The sequence below is a fragment of the Aliiroseovarius salicola genome (assembly GCF_027891095.1).
Lineage (GTDB): Bacteria > Pseudomonadota > Alphaproteobacteria > Rhodobacterales > Rhodobacteraceae > Aliiroseovarius > Aliiroseovarius salicola.
Genome location: NZ_JAQIIO010000001.1, coordinates 266784 through 283755, shown reverse-complemented (window position 1 = coordinate 283755; position 16972 = coordinate 266784). Strand labels below are relative to the sequence as shown.

Sequence of the window (16972 nt, the reverse complement as noted above, 5' to 3'; positions counted from 1 at the left end):
CCAGATGATCCGTTAAGAAGACAGACCCGCCTCAGCCTCGATCTGTTTACGCGACTTGCGGGCACGTTCCGTGGCTGATTTCAACTGGCCACAGGCCGCCATGATGTCATCCCCACGTGTCTTGCGGATCGGGCTGGCATAGCCCGCCTGATAGATAATGTTGGCAAAGGCGCGGATCCGGTTGTTCGAGGATCGTTTGTAAGGCGCGCCGGGCCATTCATTGAACGGGATCAGGTTGATCTTGGCGGGGATATTGTGGCGCTTGATGTGGTCGATCAGACGATGCGCGTCCTCGTCACTGTCATTCACACCGTCCAGCATCACATATTCAAAGGTGATCCGCTCGCTGTTCGACACCTTGGGATAGGCCGCCAGTGACCCCAGCAATTCCTCGATATTCCAGCGCTTGTTGATCGGCACCAGTACGTCACGGGTTTCATCCGTGGTGGCGTGGAAGGAAATCGCCAGAAGACAGCCGATCTCTTCGGCGGTGCGGGCAATCTCGGGCACGACGCCTGAGGTCGACAGCGTGATGCGGCGGCGCGAGAGTTGGATCCCTTCCGGGTCCATCGCAATCTTCATCGCATCGCGCACGTTTTCAAAGTTGTAAAGCGGCTCGCCCATGCCCATCAGCACGATATTCGACAAAAGCCGGGTTTCATCCTTGGGCGCACCGGGCACGGGCCATTCCTCAAGATCGTCCCGCGCCATCATGACCTGGCCAATGATCTCGGCCGCGGTCAGGTTGCGCACCAGTTTCTGCGTACCGGTATGACAGAAAGTACAGGTCAGCGTGCAGCCCACTTGCGAGGAAATACACAGCGTGCCGCGCCCCTCTTCGGGGATGTAAACAACCTCAACCTCATGCCCGCCGGCAATCCGCACCAGATATTTGCGCGTGCCATCCTCTGATACCAGCTTCGAGACCACTTCCGGGATTTCGATCACGAAATGCTCCGCCAGTTCGGTGCGATAGGCCTTGGCAAGGTTGGTCATATCGGCAAAATCGCGTTTGCCCCATTGATAGATCCACTGCCAGATCTGGTTCACCCGCATCTTGGCCTGTTTCTCAGGCGTGCCCATCTCAATCAGTGCCGCGCGCATCGCGTCGCGGGTCATGCCAACAAGGTTCGGCTTGGCCGCCGGGGCCTGAATGCGGGGGGCAACCTTCACGTCCTGCGTGATTGGGGTTTGCGATTTGGGGTCCATGCGCGTGTTCCTGTGATAGAAGACAGCAGTCTATAGCCTAGCACAAATAGCTTGTCACCCCATCAGCCATGCAGTCTGCACAGGTCAAATGCCCACCCGGGACATGGTCGGGCAGGGGAAATCTTTTACGAAACTGGATAGAGATTCAGCCGCCGCAGCGCTTGCCCGCTTCATCCACCATCGCGGTGAAACCCAGCAAAGAAAACGTATCTTTGGTTTTTGTGCCGCGCGATGATCTTGCTTCGAGAGTAGCCTTGGCACCGCGCTTCATCGCCGAGATGATTTTGGCATCATCAGCGGGGGCGGCCCAGGCCCATTCACCGTCGGTGAACAGCTGGTAGGAATTGCTGCCCACAGTCAGTGAAACGAACGATTCCTTTGCGAAAGGATAACCGCCCGTGAATGACACCTGACCTTTGACGTTGGCACCGGGGCGATAGCTGACGAATAGCAGAATATCACCACGGTTCACCGCCACGGCCCGGCCGTCCTTGGTGTTCACGGTCTCTTTCGGCGATGACACGGCCCAGCATTCGGTGGGGTTGTCGTCGACAAAAATGCTCCAGTCCGTGTTAGCGGCGACGCGGTTGGTGCTTTCCTGTGCCAATGCGTCTGTTGTGCTGATGGCGCCAATCATCAGGGCGCCTATCGCAGCTGCGATCACTTGTTTCATGTCCGTTACAGCCTCCAAGCTGTTCCTGCCTCTTGCCCCGTGGTGCCCCCAGCGTGATGCCCCGACCGTCTGGTGCGGTCTTCATCTGCTTTCGGGTGCGTGCGGGCATTTCAAACCTACGGCACATAGTCTAACGTGAATTGCCGGGATTGTGAAAGCCCCGGAGCTTGAATAAGTGGCGGATTTTTGCGTGTTTCTAAGGCGCGGGTGTCGGCAGAGTTCGGATTGAAGGAGCAAAAACGGGTGAACGAGGCAAAAGCAGCAGAGCGTTTGGTGGAAATCTGGCGCGGACCGTTCATGGAAAGTCAGCATTGGGGCCATGCCGTGGTGGTCAATGCAAACGGAGAGGTGATCGAAAGCTGGGGCAACCCGGATGAGATCATTTTGCCGCGCTCATCGGCCAAAATGCTTCAGGCCCTGCCGCTCGTGGAAAGCGGTGCGGCGGATGCGGCCGGATTGACGCCAGAGCAGCTTGCTTTGGCCTGCGCCAGCCACGATGGGGCGGCGATCCATACTGATCGCGTGCGCAACTGGTTGGGCGATATGGGGCTTGGAGAGGATGATCTTTGCTGTGGTCCGCAGCTGCCGGACGACAGACCCTCAAAAAAGGCATTGATCTGTGCGGGCGAAAAGCCCTGCCGTATTCACAACAATTGCTCGGGAAAACATGCGGGTTTTCTGACCCTTGCGCGCCATCTCGGGGCAGATATTGCCGATTACGTGAACCCGGATCATGCGGTGCAACAGGCGGCGAAATTGGCGTTTGAAGAGGTGACCGGGTTGGACACCCCCGGATTTGGTATCGACGGCTGCTCTGCCCCGAATTTCGCGACCTCTCTGTCGGGCATGGGCCGCGCCATGGCCGCATTTGCTGCGGCGGAGGAGGGACGGTCTGCCCGTGACAGCGCCATGGTGCGCTTGCGCGAGGCGATGATGGCGCACCCGGATCTGGTGGCAGGCGAAGGGCGCGCCTGCACTGAACTAATGCGGGCCACGCCGGGTAAAGTGGCGGTGAAAACCGGCGCAGAAGCCTTTTTCATTGCAATCCTGCCAGAACAGAAGCTGGGCGTGGCGCTGAAAATCAGCGATGGTTCCACCCGCGCCTCTGAATGTGCCATTGCGGCGATCCTTGCGCGTCTTGGTGTCGCTGATCCGTCAGATCCGATGGTGCAAAAGCGCCTCGCTCCGCGCATCCTGAGCCGGGCCGGAGAGGATACCGGTGGTATTCGTCCGGTTGCGGAGCTTTGGGCTGGGTAAAGCAGGGGTGCATTGCGTCAAATGCACGTTTTATTGCTGCGTGCCGTTTTATTGCTGCGTGGCGTCGGGCAGGGGCTCTGCCCCTCGCCGCATACGCGGCTCACCCCGAGGTATTTAAGGCAAGAAAAAGGCTCAGAACCACTCGCTGATCAGTTTGATGGCCAAGACTGACGAGGCGATGACAAGCACCGGCTTGATCAATTTCGCACCGATTTTGCTGGCGAGGTGAGAGCCGAGCCATGCGCCCGCGATTTGCGCAGCCCCCATCGCCAGACCCAACAGCCACAGCGGCTGGACGACGAGGGCAAACCCTGCCAGCCCGCCGATGTTGGAGGCAAAGTTCAACAGCTTGGTATGCGCCGTGGCACGCAGGATGCCATAGCCCGCGAGGCTTACGAAACCCAGCATGAAGAACGCGCCGGTTCCGGGCCCAAGCAAGCCATCATAGAACCCGATTGCAGGCACAAAGGTGAGGGAAAACAGGAAAGGCGAAATCCGTTCATGCTTGTCCACATCATCCAGCCCCGGCTTCAGCGCAAAGAACAGGGCCACAGAAATCAGCAAAACAGGCAGCCCCATGCGGATCAGATCTGTAGGCAGGGAAGAGGCTAGAAGCGCGCCAAGGATACCGCCTGCAAAGGACAAGATTGCCGGGCGGATCTGGCGGCGCAGGTTCACATGGCCCGCCCGCGCATAGGTGATTGCCGCCATGCCTGCGCCGAACAATCCCTGCACCTTGTTGGTGGCAAGTGCGGTGACCGGCGGCACACCGGCAAGCAGCAAAGCGGGCACGGTTATCAGACCACCCCCTCCGGCAATCGCATCCACGAACCCGGCGATGAAGGCAGCGCCAAGCAGCAGAGCAAACAGGTCAAAGGAGATTTCGATCATTTTTTTGCTCTGCTTCTTGCCACACAGGGAAACTCGTGTCAGGTTTTGCCCGTTCTCAGGGCGGGGTGCAATTCCCCACCGGCGGTTATAGCCCGCGAGCGGCCCATTTCGGGTGTCAGCAGATCCGGTGAAATTCCGGGGCCGACGGTGATAGTCCGGATGGAAGAGAGCGGGTAAGGGCGCGCCGGTTCGGGCGCGCAGACGGGGCGAATGTGCCCCCCTTTCTTCGTTTGCGCCTTGGGTGACGTGTCTGATGAAGAAAGGAAACACGATGACACACACCCGTTACGCATTCATCAAAGCCGCCTGGCACGCGGATATTGTCGATCAGGCTTTGGTAGGATTTCAGGAAAAGATCAGTCCGGATCAGGTGGATGTTTTCACCGTGCCCGGCGCGTTCGAGATGCCGCTGCTGGCGAAAAAGCTAGGGGAATCGGGCAAATATGGCGCGATTGCCGCCGCTGCTCTGGTGGTGGATGGGGGTATCTACCGCCATGATTTCGTGGCCGCTTCGGTGGTGGACGGCTTGCTGCAGGCAGGAATTGACACCGGCGTGCCGGTTCTGTCGGTCTCGCTCACCCCGCATCATTTCCAGCCCACGGATCATCATATCGAGATCTACAAGGAGCATTTTGTGACCAAGGGGCGTGAGGCCGCAGAGGCTGCGCTTCAGATCAGCGCACTCCATGCAGAGATAAGCTAGAACAATGGGATGCGGGGGTTATACCCCCGCAAACTCTTCACGCGTATAGCCCTGAATGTAGAGCAGCGCGGTCAGGTCGCCATGGTTGATTCGGATGTCACATTCGGCGGCCACTGACGGCTTTGCGTGTAGGGCGACACCGGCACCGGCCAGCCCGAGCATACCGAGGTCATTGGCGCCGTCCCCTACGGCCATGACCTCTGTGTGGTCCAGACCAAGCCGCGCGGAAATCTCTTTCAAGGCCTGCACCTTGGCCTCGCGCCCCAGAATGGGCATACCAACTGTGCCGGTCAGCACCTCATCCGCGACATTGAGCGTATTGGCACGGTTTTCGTCAAAACCAAGCGCCCCTGCCACATGGCCGGTAAACGCAGTGAAACCGCCCGAGACGAGCGCCGCGTAAGCCCCGTTGGCCTTCATCGTTGCAAGCAGCGCCTTGCCACCCGGCATCAGAGTAATGCGGCTTTCGATCACATCCGCAATCACGCTTTCCGGCAGGCCTTTCAAAAGCCCCACGCGCTCGGTCAGCGCTCCTTCGAAATCCAGCTCGCCATTCATGGCGCGGGCGGTGATGTCCTTGACCCGCTCGCCGACGCCCGCCTCATCGGCCAGCTCGTCGATGCATTCCTGCTGGATCATGGTCGAATCCATATCCGCCAGCAGCATCTTTTTCCGGCGTCCCTCGGCGGGCAGCACAATCAGGTCGATGCCCATGTCCTGAAGGTCTTCCCAGACCTCCCACTGATTGTCGGGCAGGCGATCCAATGGAAATTCTGCCGCCTCATCCGCCGCAAGCCAGATCGCATCGCCACCACCCCATGCATTGCGCAGGTTTTCGACCAGAGCCGGGTCGAGATTGCGGGCGATGGGGGCGGCAAGAAGTGTTGCAATAAACATGGAGCGGGCCTTTGGACTGCGATTTTACCTGCCCCTCTCATGCGGCGAATCCGGGGCGGTTCACAAGATGAAATGCGCAGGTTGGCTGTGAAACTGGCGTCCCGGTGCGGTACGAAAGTTTCCGATAGTGGTCATTTTGCGCCCGAAATCGACCTATCGAAATGCAAATCCGACATTATTTTGCTTGTGCAGCACAAATTCGCCCCTTATTTCGGTCAGTGGGACACCCTTCCCCAACGAAGGGCATTTATCTGTAAGGATAGCATCAATGGCTACTCAGCAACCGGCGAACCGCCCGGCGAATCCGCGGTTTTCTTCTGGCCCCTGTGCCAAACCCCCCACATGGAATTTGGAAGCTTTGTCCGGTGCTGCGCTCGGACGTTCGCACCGTGCCGCCATCGGCAAAGACAAGCTGAAAGCGGCAATCGAAGGCACCCGTGAGGTGCTGGGCATTCCCGCAGATTACAAGATCGGCATCGTTCCGGCCTCCGACACCGGTGCCGTTGAAATGGCGCTGTGGTCTTTGCTGGGCGCGCGTGGCGTGGAAATGCTGGCGTGGGAATCGTTCGGCTCGGGCTGGGTCACGGATGTTGTGAAGCAGCTGAAGCTTGATGCTGTCGCCAAGACCGCCGAATACGGCGAGCTGCCGGATCTGGCCTCGGTTGATTTTACCAATGATGTTGTTTTCACCTGGAACGGCACCACTTCGGGCGTGCGGGTTCCGAACGGCGACTGGATCCCGGCGGACCGCGAAGGTCTGACCATTTGCGATGCGACCTCCGCCGCCTTTGCGATGGACCTGCCTTGGGACAAGCTGGATGTGACGACCTTCTCCTGGCAGAAGGTTCTGGGTGGTGAAGCCGCCCACGGCATTCTGATCCTGAGCCCCCGTGCCGTTGAGCGTCTGGAAAGCTATACGCCTGCATGGCCGCTGCCGAAGATCTTCCGCCTGACCAAAGGTGGAAAGCTGATCGAAGGCATCTTCACCGGTGCAACGATCAACACGCCGTCAATGCTGGCGGTCGAGGATTACCTCTTTGCGCTGGATTGGGCGCGTTCGGTTGGAGGGCTTGAGGGCCTGATCCACCGTGCAGATGCCAACACCAAGGCGGTGGCGGATTTTGTCGAGATGCGCGATTGGGTCGACTTCCTCGCTCATGACCCGGCCACCCTGTCGAACACCTCGGTCTGCCTGAAGTTCACCGATGATCGGATTACTGACGGTGCGACTTTCGCCAAGGCGGTTGCCAAGCGGTTGGAAGCCGAAGGTGTGGCGCTGGATGTTGGTGCTTATCGTGACGCGCCTGCCGGTCTGCGGATCTGGTGCGGTGGCACCGTTGAGACCTCGGATGTCGAAGCGCTGATGCCATGGCTCGACTGGGCGTTTGAAGCGGAAATCGCTGCACTCTGATCTGACACCCTGATCCGCTAAGGATCCTTCTGAAGATGAAACGCAGGACCCTCTAAAGACTTTAAACTTTCGCCTTTCAGGCCATAAAAAGTTTAAAGTTCCGGGTCCGCGGCCTTTAAAAACTTTAAAGAAAAGGAGCCGCGTCATGGCCCCCAAAGTTCTCGTCTCCGACAAGCTCTCGGAAACCGCCGTGCAAATTTTCCGCGACCGTGGAATTGATGTGGATTTCATGCCGGAGCTTGGCAAGGACAAAGAAAAACTGGCCGAGCTGGTTGGTCAATATGATGGTCTTGCAATCCGTTCGGCCACCAAGGTGACCCCAACCATTCTGGAAGCTGCCACCAACCTGAAAGTGGTTGGCCGCGCCGGGATCGGGACGGATAACGTAGACAAAACAGCCGCTTCCAAGAAAGGCGTGATCGTGATGAACACGCCGTTTGGCAACATGATCACCACTGCCGAGCACGCAATTGCGATGATGTTCTCCGTAGCGCGTCAAATCCCCGAGGCCAGCGCTTCAACCCATGCAGGGAAATGGGAAAAGTCGAAATTCATGGGTGTTGAGCTCACCAACAAGACGCTCGGCGTGATCGGTGCGGGCAACATTGGCGGCATCGTCTGCGACCGCGCGCTGGGTCTGAAGATGAAAGTGGTCGCCTACGACCCCTTCCTCAGCCAGGAAAAAGCTGACAGCATGGGCGTTGAAAAAGTCGAGCTGGAAGAGCTGCTCCCGCGCGCCGATTTCATCACTCTTCACGTGCCGCTTTTGGATGCGACCAAGAACATCCTGTCGCGAGAAGCTCTTGAAAAGACTAAGAAAGGTGTTCGCATCATCAACTGCGCCCGTGGCGGTCTGGTGGATGAAGAGGCGCTGGCTGATCTGCTCAAGTCGGGCCATGTGGCTGGTGCGGCCTTCGACGTGTTTGCCGAAGAACCCGCCAAGGAAAACCCACTGTTCAACCTGCCCAACGTGGTCTGCACCCCGCACCTTGGCGCCGCTACCACCGAGGCGCAGGAAAACGTTGCCCTGCAAGTGGCAGAACAGATGTCGGATTACCTGCTGACCGGTGCCGTGCAAAACGCGCTGAACATGCCGTCGGTGACTGCCGAAGAGGCCAAGGTCATGGGCCCATGGATCAAACTGGCTGAACATCTTGGTGCATTTGTGGGTCAAATGACCGATGAGCCGATCAAAGCGGTGAACATCCTGTATGATGGTGTCGCGAGTGAGATGAACCTCAAGGCGCTCGACTGCGCTGTGATCGCAGGCCTGATGAAGCCGCAAACCCCTGATGTGAATATGGTTTCGGCCCCGGTTGTCGCAGCAGATCGCGGCATCAAAACCTCGACCACCACGCAGGCAAAAGGTGGCTCGTTTGATGGTTACATCAAGGTGACCGTGGTGACGGAACATCGCGAACGCTCGATTGCGGGTACCGTGTTCTCGGATGGCAAACCGCGCTTTATCCAGATCAAAGGCATCAATATCGACGCCGAGATCGGCAACCACATGCTCTACACCACCAATAATGACATCCCCGGCATTATCGGCACCCTGGGTCAGACCATGGGCGAGCGTGGCGTGAACATCGCCAACTTCACCTTGGGCCGGAAAGAGGCCGGCGGAGACGCGATTGCGCTTCTCTATGTGGATGCTCCGGTGCCGGAAGAGGTGCGCGAAGCCCTGCATGACACCGGTATGTTCAACTCGATCACGCCGCTGGCGTTTGACGTGTAAGCCTATGTAAATTATCGAAAAGGCCCCGGCATTGGTCCGGGGCTTTTTTTTGTGGCTCACCTGGCTTTGGGAACCGGAAGGCCCGAATTGGACTGAGCTCAGGCGGCGGTGTGACCCAATACCGGGCGTTGTTAAACCCCACGACTGTTTGTTTCATGATCAGTCTACCTGTTGCCAGAGGCTTGGTTGTTGACAGATCAGGGGCGTGCGCCGGTATTATCGCAGTAGTTCATTTATATTGGAGTATTGCCATGAAGTTTTCTCTTCCGGTCGGGCTGTTCGCAGTCACGCTTTGTGCGCCACTTTACGCGGAAACACTTTACCCCAATTCAGTTGTGTCCAATGATTTGGAGTTCATCAAAACCTCGGACCCTTCGGTCTATGAATGCCTGCGCCCCAAAGGGCGAGCACAGGCGGAAATGCCGGACAAGCGCGGCGGTCCGCTGATGGTGGACAACACGATCCAATTTGATGCGATCTATAGCGATGGTGCCTCGGTTGACATCTGGGTCCACCCGTCGCTGGGAAGCAGCGCAACGACTTATGCGACCCATGCCGCCGAGGCGATTGGGAAATTGCCCAGCTTTATGCGCAGCAAGCTTGATCACGTGGTGATCCTGAAAGGGGACGAAAGTGCCTTTTCCGAAGATATGGGCCATTTCTTTGTGCTCTATTCCGAGAATATGAATAAGCGTATCTCGACCCATGATCTTGAGGAAACAGTGTTTCATGAAAGCGTTCATGCAACGCTGGATGCGGAATATGCGCGCAGCTCTGCCTGGGAAAAAGCGCAACGTCGGGATGGAGGATTTCTGACGGAATATGCTCAGAACAACCCGAACGGAGAAGACATGGCGGAAACGGCCTTGTTTGCTTATGCCATGACGCGCACGCCCGGACGCCTGCCAGCAGCTGTTGAATCAGGGGTGAAAGACGCCGTGCCCAACCGGCTGGCATTCCTGACCAAGCTCTTCTCGTCCAAGCCGCAGTTTTATAAGGTTGGCAGCGCAACGGGTTGCTAAAACAATTCGAAGTCAGGTCAGAACGCTTAAATGAAAAGCCCCGGTGTTTCCACCGGGGCTTTCCGTTAGAGAACGAAGTGCGGTTTACGCGTCTTCGTCTTTTTTCTTCTTCGGCTCCGGAGCAACCTCTTCGCCGGTTTCCTGATCGACAACTTTCATCGACAGGCGCACCTTGCCGCGGTCGTCAAAGCCCAGAAGTTTGACTTTCACTTCCTGACCTTCTTTCAGAACGTCCGACGGGTGGTTCAGGCGACGGTTTTCGATCTGCGACACGTGCACGAGGCCGTCACGCTTACCGAAGAAGTTTACGAAGGCGCCGAAATCGACGATCTTCACGACCTTACCGTTATAGATCGCGCCTTCTTCCGGCTCTGCGACGATCGCGTGGATCATCTCGTAAGCCTTGTTGATGGCATCACCGTTCGGCGAGGCGATCTTGATCACACCGTCGTCGTTGATGTCGACCTTGGCGCCCGACACTTCAACGATCTCACGGATCACCTTACCGCCCGAACCGATCACTTCACGGATCTTGTCGGTGGGGATGTTCATGGTTTCGATGCGCGGGGCGTGGGCCGAGAATTCCTGGCGACCTTCGGTCAGCGCCTGACCCATCTCTTCAAGGATGTGCAAACGACCGGCTTTCGCCTGTTCCAGAGCTTTCTCCATGATCTCGGGCGTGATGCCTGCGACCTTGATGTCCATCTGCAAGGACGTGATGCCGTCTTCGGTACCAGCCACTTTGAAGTCCATGTCGCCCAGGTGATCTTCGTCACCCAGAATGTCGGTCAGAACAGCGTACGAACCGTCATCTTCTAGGATCAGACCCATGGCCACACCAGCAACCGGAGCTTTCAGCGGAACAGCCGCGTCCATCATGGACAGCGAGCCACCACAAACCGATGCCATCGAGGACGAGCCGTTCGACTCGGTGATCTCGGACACAACGCGGATGGTGTAGGGGAAGTCGGTGGCCGATGGCAGAACTGCCTGCAGCGCACGCCATGCCAGCTTGCCGTGACCGATTTCACGACGACCGGTGAAACCAAAGCGGCCCACTTCGCCGACCGAGTAGGGCGGGAAGTTATAGTGCAGCATGAAGTTCGATTTGTAGGTGCCGGTCAGCGCGTCGATCATCTGTTCGTCGTCGCCGGTGCCCAGAGTGGTCACAACCAGACCTTGGGTCTCGCCACGGGTGAACAGGGCCGAACCGTGCGTACGGGGCAGGATACCTGCTTCCGAAACGATCGGGCGGACGGTGTCCAGAGCACGACCGTCGATGCGCTTGCCGGTTTTCACGACGTCGCCGCGAACAACCGAGCTTTCCAGCTTCTTCAGGGCCGAACCAAGGTTTTCGTCTTCCTGCTGCTCTTCGGTCAGAGCGGCAACGATTTCCTCTTTGGCAACCGACAGGGCCGCAACGCGTTCCTGTTTGTCGGTGTTGCCGTAAGCGGCGCGGATTTTGTCTTCGCCAGCGGCTTTCACAGCAGCGTAGAGGTCCGAGTAATCAGCGGGCTGATAGTCAAACGGCTCTTTCGCGGCGTCTTCGGCCAGATCAATGATCAGGTCGATAACCGGCTGGATTTCCTGGTGTGCGAAGTTCACAGCGCCCAGCATTTCGGCTTCGGTCAGCTCGTAGGCTTCCGATTCCACCATCATCACGGCGTCTTTGGTGCCGGCCACAACAAGGTCCAGACGCTGGTCCGGGTTGTTGCGCAGCTGGTGCATGTCGTCGCAAGTCGGGTTCAGAACGTATTCACCGTCTTCAAAACCAACGCGTGCAGCGGCGATCGGACCCATGAAGGGTGCGCCCGAAATGGTCAGCGCAGCCGAAGCAGCGATCATCGCAACGATGTCGGGATCGTTGACAAGGTCGTGGCTCAGCACCGTGCAGATCACCAGAACTTCGTTTTTGAAGCCGGGGACGAACAGCGGGCGGATCGGACGGTCGATCAGACGCGAGGTCAGCGTCTCTTTTTCGGTCGGACGCGCTTCGCGTTTGAAGAAGCCACCGGGGATCTTACCAGCGGCATAGTATTTTTCGTTATAGTGAACCGTCAGCGGGAAGAAGTCCTGACCGGGCTTCTGTGCCTTCGCGAAGGTCACGTTGGCCATAACGGAAGTTTCGCCCAGAGTGGCGATCACGGTACCGTCGGCCTGACGGGCAACCTTGCCCGTTTCCAGAGTGAGGGTCTCTTCGCCCCACTCCATCGATTTTTTAGTTACGTCAAACATCATGTTTTCCTAGTTGGGAGCACTCCCGGCCCTCCGGGTCTCCCGTTTCAATGGCGGCCCCATTGCCGCCGACCCCTTCTATCTTTTCGAGTGCCGGGGTCGGGCACAACGTCTCAGATGTTTGCGCCATACAGGAATTCAAGTGCTTTGGGAAGAGGGTGCGGTTTGGGTGCAGGTTTGTTGCGGGATGTGGTGCGTTTTATCTAGGGCAGGAAGAAGACCGCACTGCTGCGCTCAAATCGGCGCTAAAGGTGATCCGACTGTTCGCACCACCATTGCGATTTGGGTGGCTGGTTACTCATTAAATTCAATGCGGAATTGAGCTTTGAAATCATTGATCGCCGCATCGTCCCCTGATAGCGCCGCTTGGCCGAGCAAGAGCAGAAATTTCTCATTGCATTGTTCAAGCCCTTCATCACCAATGCGAAACATCCAAGCCAGTATATATTGGGATCGTGCATGCCCTCGCGAAGATAAGTTAACCAGGGTTTGAACACGCCGCGCGTCGAATGCTTCACCACTTACTGCTTCATCCAGCTCAAAATGCGCAGCCAGAAACAATGCATCGGGATCATCTTGCTCAATGTAGGGCTTCAGGCGTGTATCCAGTTCTTCAAGTTTGCCATGCTCGAACAGCTCAGACATCGCAGCGTATTCTTTTGTGTTCATACTGGCATCTCCTCAAGTCACTCATTGAAATAGAAATTGTGCTCAAGTTCGACTCAACTGAGTGCGGGCGCAACAAAAAACGCCCGCCTCTTTCGAGACGGGCGCATCATTCCGAATATCGGAGCGATTAGCGGCGCAGGCCGAGGCGTTTGATGAGGTCCTGATAACGGGCTTCATCTTTCGCGCGGGTGTAATCCAGCAGCTTACGACGCTGAGCAACCATTTTCAGAAGGCCACGGCGACCGTGGTTGTCCTTCTTGTGGGTTTTGAAGTGCTCGGTCAGGGTCGCGATGCGCGACGAGAGGATGGCAACCTGAACTTCGGGCGAACCAGTGTCGCCTTCTTTGGTGCCGAACTCTTTGATCAGGCGGGCTTTTTCTTCAACAGTAATCGACATCGGGGTCTCCTTTACAAGGTTAGAGTGGATGGCGCGTGCCGGGATGTCGTCCAGCAAGGCCCATGGAGATACCGGCCCCGTTTCCAAAGCCGATGCGCGCGTATAGGGGGATTCTTCCCAAAACGCAAAGGAAATTGCGGATCAGGGATCTCCGACCGTGTTCAGATGTTCGATCACCTGACCGGCCCAATCGCCGATGACCGGGATGAAGTCGATGGATGACAGCATCTTGACGACAATCGCCACAAGGATCGTCGCGCCCAGCACCGACCCCAACCCAAAAGCCAGCCCGCGATAGAGCTGAAACAGGCCCAACTTCCACAGGCTGTCATGCAACAGGATGAAGCGGTGGTTGTTCAGCCGCCGTACCTCTTCACGAAGGGCGCGCACTTCCGTGCTCAGTGTGGCGCGGTCGGATCTGTCGCTGCTTTGCTCTTGGTCCTGCATGGTGTCTCCGTTAACCATTTCCCTATTTTTAAAGGGTTTTTGTTCAAATTGTCGCTAATAATTTCTATTGAATTGCACTCGGCTTGATAGGATGTCTCTGAGCGGCTGTGTGTCCCTTAGCGATTCTCGCCAAGGTTTTAGTATATTGTGTGGGCTGCAGGTTACAGGTGCCAAGATGATATTAGGTTTGTTGTTTCTCGGTTTGGTTCCGGCGGCGTTTCTTGCTGATGGGTTTTTTGAAGGACCTGAGGAAGTTGAGCCGGATGAGGCCTATCAGGATCCGGATGAAAGCACGCTGCAGGACGTTGGCGATTTCATCAGCGGATCGGTCGAGGCAGACAGCGGGACTGACAAGGCTGAAAGTGCTGACAAGGCTAACAGTAATGACGATCCCGATATCGACGATGTGGCCGAAGACGAAGATGTGGTCGGTGATATCCTCAATCCGGTTGATCAGCCCAGCGAAGGTCTTCCATCTGGACCTGATGCAACCTTGCTGGACAATTTGCTGTCAGAACAATCCGACGCAATCTACGGATTGAGCGAGTATGAGAATGTCTCGCGTGACGCCGATCCAATGCTGCTGGGGGATGGTGATGACGAATTCACCGGGTCCAGCGATGGGGAACCCTCCGAGGGCGCACTTGATCTTTTCTATGGCACGCCGCTGATCCAGCTTGAAGAAGAGGGTCTTGTTGGTGTGATTGATGGCCAGGGCGGAAATGACACGATCGCGACAGGTGATGATGCAAGTTTTGCCTTCGGCGGTAATGGGGATGACCAGATCACTGTCGGCGCTGCGCCTGCCGCGGTGTTTGGCGGTGATGGCGACGACAAGATTATTGGGGCTTATACCGCAGATCATGATGAGCTCTCTGGATATCTGGATGGCGGTGATGGCAATGACACCATCGTCGGCGGGGATGGTGTTGATCTGATATTTGGGGGTGAACATGATGGTATGGGCACTGGCAAAGATGATGACGTTCTGTCCGGTGGTGGGGGTGCCGACCAGATTTCAGGTGGCTATGGATCTGACCTTCTGGATGGTGACGCCGGGAATGATGTACTCGATCATCTGGGGCATGCGATGGAAGACAGCGGTGCAGAGCGTAGCAACTTCGATTGGCATATCGACAATGATTCAGACACGCTGGATGGTGGTGAAGGCAACGACACCCTGATCTTCGACCGTGCAGACGTCGCGACGGGTGGGGCTGGGGCTGATACATTCCATATGTATTTCGATCATGACACAGGAGAGGGGCACGCAAATGTGACAGATTTCGTTTCGGGTGAAGATTTTCTGCGCGTTACATTGAACCCGGATACAGACCCCGGTGCGATTGATCTTGATGTATCAACATCTGCAAATGGCGAAGATGCTGTGGTGACTGTTGACGGCGAAGTGGTTGCGGTGCTTCAGGGCGCCCCCAATGCCACACTTACCGATATCAGGGTTGAGATCATGACCGAAGCCTTCGCATGAACTCTATAAATTCAGAGCCACCGCATCGGCTGAGTTGCATAAGCAATGTAGAGCGGATGTTTTGGATGTCCGTCTTTGGTTAACCCAAGATGGTGCAGTGTATGTCCGTTTTGCCGTAGCATGTCAGACACGACGGGGCCGCGGTTCTGATGCTCGGCGTGGGTTCCCCATCCGCAGATGATCTGATCAGCCCAGCGGCACCCTTCCAACAACTGGAGATCGTTTTCGGGGCCAATGGGATCTTTCGCCTGACGCATCAATTTGGGATGCGTTTCGCGCCAGGCAAAGATGTTCACCACTCGAAATCCGCCAAATCCCAAGGTTCTCGCGCGCCGTTCGCACCGCTCGACCGTAGGGTCATTTTGCATTTCAGTCGCTTTTGATGGGTTGAGCATGACAAACAGGACTTTGTCCTTGCCGTCATCCCAAGTCCGCGTCAGCGCATAGCGGTACAGCTCGCAATCCGAGTACACAGCGGAACTGGCTGCATCATCTTTTTGAAATTCGCGTAAGATCATACTGTGGTTTGACGATGCTGAAAGGGGAAATGCAACCCCTTGCATTTTTTGTCCAATTGGTCAAAAGTGGTCGCTTGATGAAAGGATATGCCATGCTGATCGCTGAAATCATCCGTAAGAAACGAGATGGCGCAACACTTTCGACCGAGGAGATCTCGGCCATGGTGAACGGGATTCAGGATGGAAGCGCCAGCGAAGGGCAGGTCGCGGCCTTTGCCATGGCGGTGTTTTTTCAGGGTATGCAGCCTAAGGAGGCAGCGCAATTGACCCTGTCGATGCGAGACAGCGGGGATGTGTTCAAATGGCAGGATCTGCCCGGTCCGGTCGTGGACAAACACTCGACCGGTGGAGTGGGTGACAATGTCAGTCTGATGCTGGCCCCAATTGTTGCCGCGTGCGGTGGATATGTGCCGATGATTTCGGGCCGCGGTCTGGGGCATACAGGCGGGACGCTTGACAAGATGGAGGCGGTGCCGGGCTATTCGGTTACGCCTGACAATGAAAAATTTGCGAAAGTGGTGAAAGAGGTCGGTTGTGCGGTGATTGGGCAGACCGCGAACCTCGCGCCAGCAGACAAGCGGTTTTACGGCATTCGTGACGTGACTGCGACCGTCGAAAGCATTCCATTGATCACCGCGTCGATCCTGTCGAAGAAGCTGTCAGCCGGGCTGGAATCGCTGGTGATGGATGTGAAATTCGGCAACGGCGCCTTTATGGGCAGCTATGAAGAGGCCGAGAATCTGGCCCTCTCCATAACCCGCGTTGCGCGTTCTGCGGACCTGCCCTGTCACGCGCTGCTGACCGATATGAACCAACCGTTGGCCAGTGCGGCGGGTAATGCGATTGAGGTGGTCAACGCGATTGAATTTCTGACTGGCGCGCATCGCGACCCTCGTTTGGAAGATGTCACCTTGGCCCTGTGTGCTGAGATGCTCCTGACATCTGGTCTGCAATCGGACCGAAGCGCGGCAATGAGCGCGGTGACAAAGGCATTGACCAATGGAAAGGCCGCGGAGGTGTTTTCCAAGATGGTGCACGCGCTGGGCGGCCCATCGGATATCGTGGAGAATTACGAAACCCATTTGCCAAAGCCCAAAATGGTGATTCCCGTGCCTGCCCCAGCTGCGGGTGCCATCAGTGTAATCAACACACGAGAGGTCGGGCTTGCCGTAGTTGAACTGGGGGGTGGGCGCCGTGTCGCATCGGATCTGGTAAACCCGGCGGTTGGTTTGACCGGTCTTTTGGACCTGGGCGTGTCAGTTGAAAAGGGTGACCCGATTGCGCTTGTTCATGCTGATGATGCGGCAAGCGCCGAGGCCGCAAAACAGCAGATCCTAAGCGCATACGAGATCGGCGATGTTCCGAAATCAACGCCAGTTCTGCGTAATATCATTGAGGGATAAGGGCTACGCTTCG

Annotated in this window: 16 protein-coding genes and 1 riboswitch; of the genes, 7 read left to right on the top strand and 9 right to left on the bottom strand. The window is 56.9% G+C overall.

Going from position 1 to position 16972, the window contains the following annotated elements:
• Positions 1-12: 12 nt before the first annotated feature.
• Together rlmN and O2N63_RS01425 are read right to left on the bottom strand one after the other, a co-directional pair.
• Positions 13-1209: a 23S rRNA (adenine(2503)-C(2))-methyltransferase RlmN gene (rlmN, locus tag O2N63_RS01430; protein WP_271052288.1), complete on the bottom strand. Its 1197-nt coding sequence runs from the start codon at positions 1207-1209 to the stop codon at positions 13-15.
• A 145-nt stretch (positions 1210-1354) separates the two neighbouring features.
• Positions 1355-1882: an invasion associated locus B family protein gene (locus tag O2N63_RS01425; RefSeq protein ID WP_408629773.1), complete on the bottom strand. Its 528-nt coding sequence runs from the start codon at positions 1880-1882 to the stop codon at positions 1355-1357.
• A gap of 270 nt (positions 1883-2152) precedes the next feature.
• On the opposite strand from O2N63_RS01425, the gene O2N63_RS01420 reads away from it, so the two are divergent.
• The gene (locus tag O2N63_RS01420) at positions 2153-3139 is read left to right on the top strand and encodes an asparaginase (RefSeq protein ID WP_271052791.1); all 987 of its coding nucleotides are present in this window, start codon (positions 2153-2155) and stop codon (positions 3137-3139) included.
• Positions 3140-3271: 132 nt separating this feature from the next.
• Here the strand turns inward: O2N63_RS01420 and O2N63_RS01415 are convergent, their stop codons facing one another.
• Positions 3272-4030: a TSUP family transporter gene (locus tag O2N63_RS01415; protein ID WP_271052287.1), complete on the bottom strand. Its 759-nt coding sequence runs from the start codon at positions 4028-4030 to the stop codon at positions 3272-3274.
• A 47-nt stretch (positions 4031-4077) separates the two neighbouring features.
• A riboswitch (FMN riboswitch) is annotated at positions 4078-4205 on the top strand.
• Between the two features lie 96 nt (positions 4206-4301).
• Here O2N63_RS01415 and O2N63_RS01410 point away from each other — a divergent pair.
• Positions 4302-4733, top strand: a complete 432-nt coding sequence (locus tag O2N63_RS01410; protein ID WP_271052286.1) for a 6,7-dimethyl-8-ribityllumazine synthase — start codon at positions 4302-4304, stop codon at positions 4731-4733.
• A gap of 18 nt (positions 4734-4751) precedes the next feature.
• Here O2N63_RS01410 and serB read toward each other — a convergent pair whose 3' ends face one another.
• Entirely contained in the window at positions 4752-5630 is an 879-nt protein-coding gene (gene serB, locus O2N63_RS01405) for a phosphoserine phosphatase SerB (protein ID WP_271052285.1), read from the bottom strand.
• A 268-nt stretch (positions 5631-5898) separates the two neighbouring features.
• Between serB and O2N63_RS01400 the strand changes: the two genes are divergently transcribed.
• From O2N63_RS01400 to O2N63_RS01390, 3 genes are all read left to right on the top strand, one after another.
• Positions 5899-7041 carry a phosphoserine transaminase gene (locus O2N63_RS01400; RefSeq protein ID WP_271052283.1) on the top strand — a complete coding sequence of 381 codons (1143 nt, stop codon included), beginning with the start codon at positions 5899-5901 and terminating at the stop codon, positions 7039-7041.
• 145 nt (positions 7042-7186) lie between these two features.
• A complete protein-coding gene (serA, locus tag O2N63_RS01395) occupies positions 7187-8779 on the top strand; it encodes a phosphoglycerate dehydrogenase (RefSeq protein WP_271052282.1) in 1593 nt (530 codons plus the stop codon).
• Between the two features lie 251 nt (positions 8780-9030).
• Positions 9031-9801: a hypothetical protein gene (locus O2N63_RS01390; protein ID WP_271052280.1), complete on the top strand. Its 771-nt coding sequence runs from the start codon at positions 9031-9033 to the stop codon at positions 9799-9801.
• A gap of 84 nt (positions 9802-9885) precedes the next feature.
• Here the strand turns inward: O2N63_RS01390 and pnp are convergent, their stop codons facing one another.
• The 4 genes from pnp to O2N63_RS01370 all read right to left on the bottom strand — a co-directional run bounded on the left by pnp (position 9886) and on the right by O2N63_RS01370 (position 13549).
• Positions 9886-12036 carry a polyribonucleotide nucleotidyltransferase gene (gene pnp / locus O2N63_RS01385; RefSeq protein WP_271052279.1) on the bottom strand — a complete coding sequence of 717 codons (2151 nt, stop codon included), beginning with the start codon at positions 12034-12036 and terminating at the stop codon, positions 9886-9888.
• 294 nt (positions 12037-12330) lie between these two features.
• Positions 12331-12705: a hypothetical protein gene (locus O2N63_RS01380; protein WP_271052278.1), complete on the bottom strand. Its 375-nt coding sequence runs from the start codon at positions 12703-12705 to the stop codon at positions 12331-12333.
• 127 nt (positions 12706-12832) lie between these two features.
• Positions 12833-13102: a 30S ribosomal protein S15 gene (rpsO, locus tag O2N63_RS01375; RefSeq protein WP_271052277.1), complete on the bottom strand. Its 270-nt coding sequence runs from the start codon at positions 13100-13102 to the stop codon at positions 12833-12835.
• Between the two features lie 141 nt (positions 13103-13243).
• The gene (locus tag O2N63_RS01370; RefSeq protein ID WP_271052276.1) at positions 13244-13549 is read right to left on the bottom strand and encodes a DUF5665 domain-containing protein; all 306 of its coding nucleotides are present in this window, start codon (positions 13547-13549) and stop codon (positions 13244-13246) included.
• Positions 13550-13724: 175 nt separating this feature from the next.
• Here O2N63_RS01370 and O2N63_RS01365 point away from each other — a divergent pair, with 175 nt between their 5' ends.
• On the top strand, positions 13725-15038 hold the full coding sequence (locus O2N63_RS01365) for a calcium-binding protein (protein WP_271052275.1): 1314 nt from the start codon (positions 13725-13727) through the stop codon (positions 15036-15038).
• A gap of 11 nt (positions 15039-15049) precedes the next feature.
• On the opposite strand, the gene O2N63_RS01360 is transcribed toward O2N63_RS01365, so the two are convergent.
• Entirely contained in the window at positions 15050-15556 is a 507-nt protein-coding gene (locus O2N63_RS01360) for a DUF1643 domain-containing protein (protein ID WP_271052274.1), read from the bottom strand.
• A 92-nt stretch (positions 15557-15648) separates the two neighbouring features.
• Here O2N63_RS01360 and deoA point away from each other — a divergent pair, with 92 nt between their 5' ends.
• Positions 15649-16959 carry a thymidine phosphorylase gene (deoA, locus tag O2N63_RS01355; RefSeq protein WP_271052273.1) on the top strand — a complete coding sequence of 437 codons (1311 nt, stop codon included), beginning with the start codon at positions 15649-15651 and terminating at the stop codon, positions 16957-16959.
• The last annotated feature ends 13 nt before the right edge of the window (positions 16960-16972 follow it).

What these genes read in the sequence shown, in the direction of transcription:
- rlmN (WP_271052288.1), bottom strand. Translation starts at nt 1,209, where the DNA reads ATGGACCCCAAATCGCAAACCCCAATCACGCAGGACGTGAAGGTTGCC.
- O2N63_RS01425 (WP_408629773.1), bottom strand. Translation starts at nt 1,882, where the DNA reads ATGAAACAAGTGATCGCAGCTGCGATAGGCGCCCTGATGATTGGCGCC.
- O2N63_RS01415 (WP_271052287.1), bottom strand. Translation starts at nt 4,030, where the DNA reads ATGATCGAAATCTCCTTTGACCTGTTTGCTCTGCTGCTTGGCGCTGCC.
- O2N63_RS01410 (WP_271052286.1), top strand. Translation starts at nt 4,302, where the DNA reads ATGACACACACCCGTTACGCATTCATCAAAGCCGCCTGGCACGCGGAT.
- serB (WP_271052285.1), bottom strand. Translation starts at nt 5,630, where the DNA reads ATGTTTATTGCAACACTTCTTGCCGCCCCCATCGCCCGCAATCTCGAC.
- O2N63_RS01400 (WP_271052283.1), top strand. Translation starts at nt 5,899, where the DNA reads ATGGCTACTCAGCAACCGGCGAACCGCCCGGCGAATCCGCGGTTTTCT.
- serA (WP_271052282.1), top strand. Translation starts at nt 7,187, where the DNA reads ATGGCCCCCAAAGTTCTCGTCTCCGACAAGCTCTCGGAAACCGCCGTG.
- O2N63_RS01390 (WP_271052280.1), top strand. Translation starts at nt 9,031, where the DNA reads ATGAAGTTTTCTCTTCCGGTCGGGCTGTTCGCAGTCACGCTTTGTGCG.
- pnp (WP_271052279.1), bottom strand. Translation starts at nt 12,036, where the DNA reads ATGTTTGACGTAACTAAAAAATCGATGGAGTGGGGCGAAGAGACCCTC.
- O2N63_RS01380 (WP_271052278.1), bottom strand. Translation starts at nt 12,705, where the DNA reads ATGAACACAAAAGAATACGCTGCGATGTCTGAGCTGTTCGAGCATGGC.
- rpsO (WP_271052277.1), bottom strand. Translation starts at nt 13,102, where the DNA reads ATGTCGATTACTGTTGAAGAAAAAGCCCGCCTGATCAAAGAGTTCGGC.
- O2N63_RS01370 (WP_271052276.1), bottom strand. Translation starts at nt 13,549, where the DNA reads ATGCAGGACCAAGAGCAAAGCAGCGACAGATCCGACCGCGCCACACTG.
- O2N63_RS01365 (WP_271052275.1), top strand. Translation starts at nt 13,725, where the DNA reads ATGATATTAGGTTTGTTGTTTCTCGGTTTGGTTCCGGCGGCGTTTCTT.
- O2N63_RS01360 (WP_271052274.1), bottom strand. Translation starts at nt 15,556, where the DNA reads ATGATCTTACGCGAATTTCAAAAAGATGATGCAGCCAGTTCCGCTGTG.
- deoA (WP_271052273.1), top strand. Translation starts at nt 15,649, where the DNA reads ATGCTGATCGCTGAAATCATCCGTAAGAAACGAGATGGCGCAACACTT.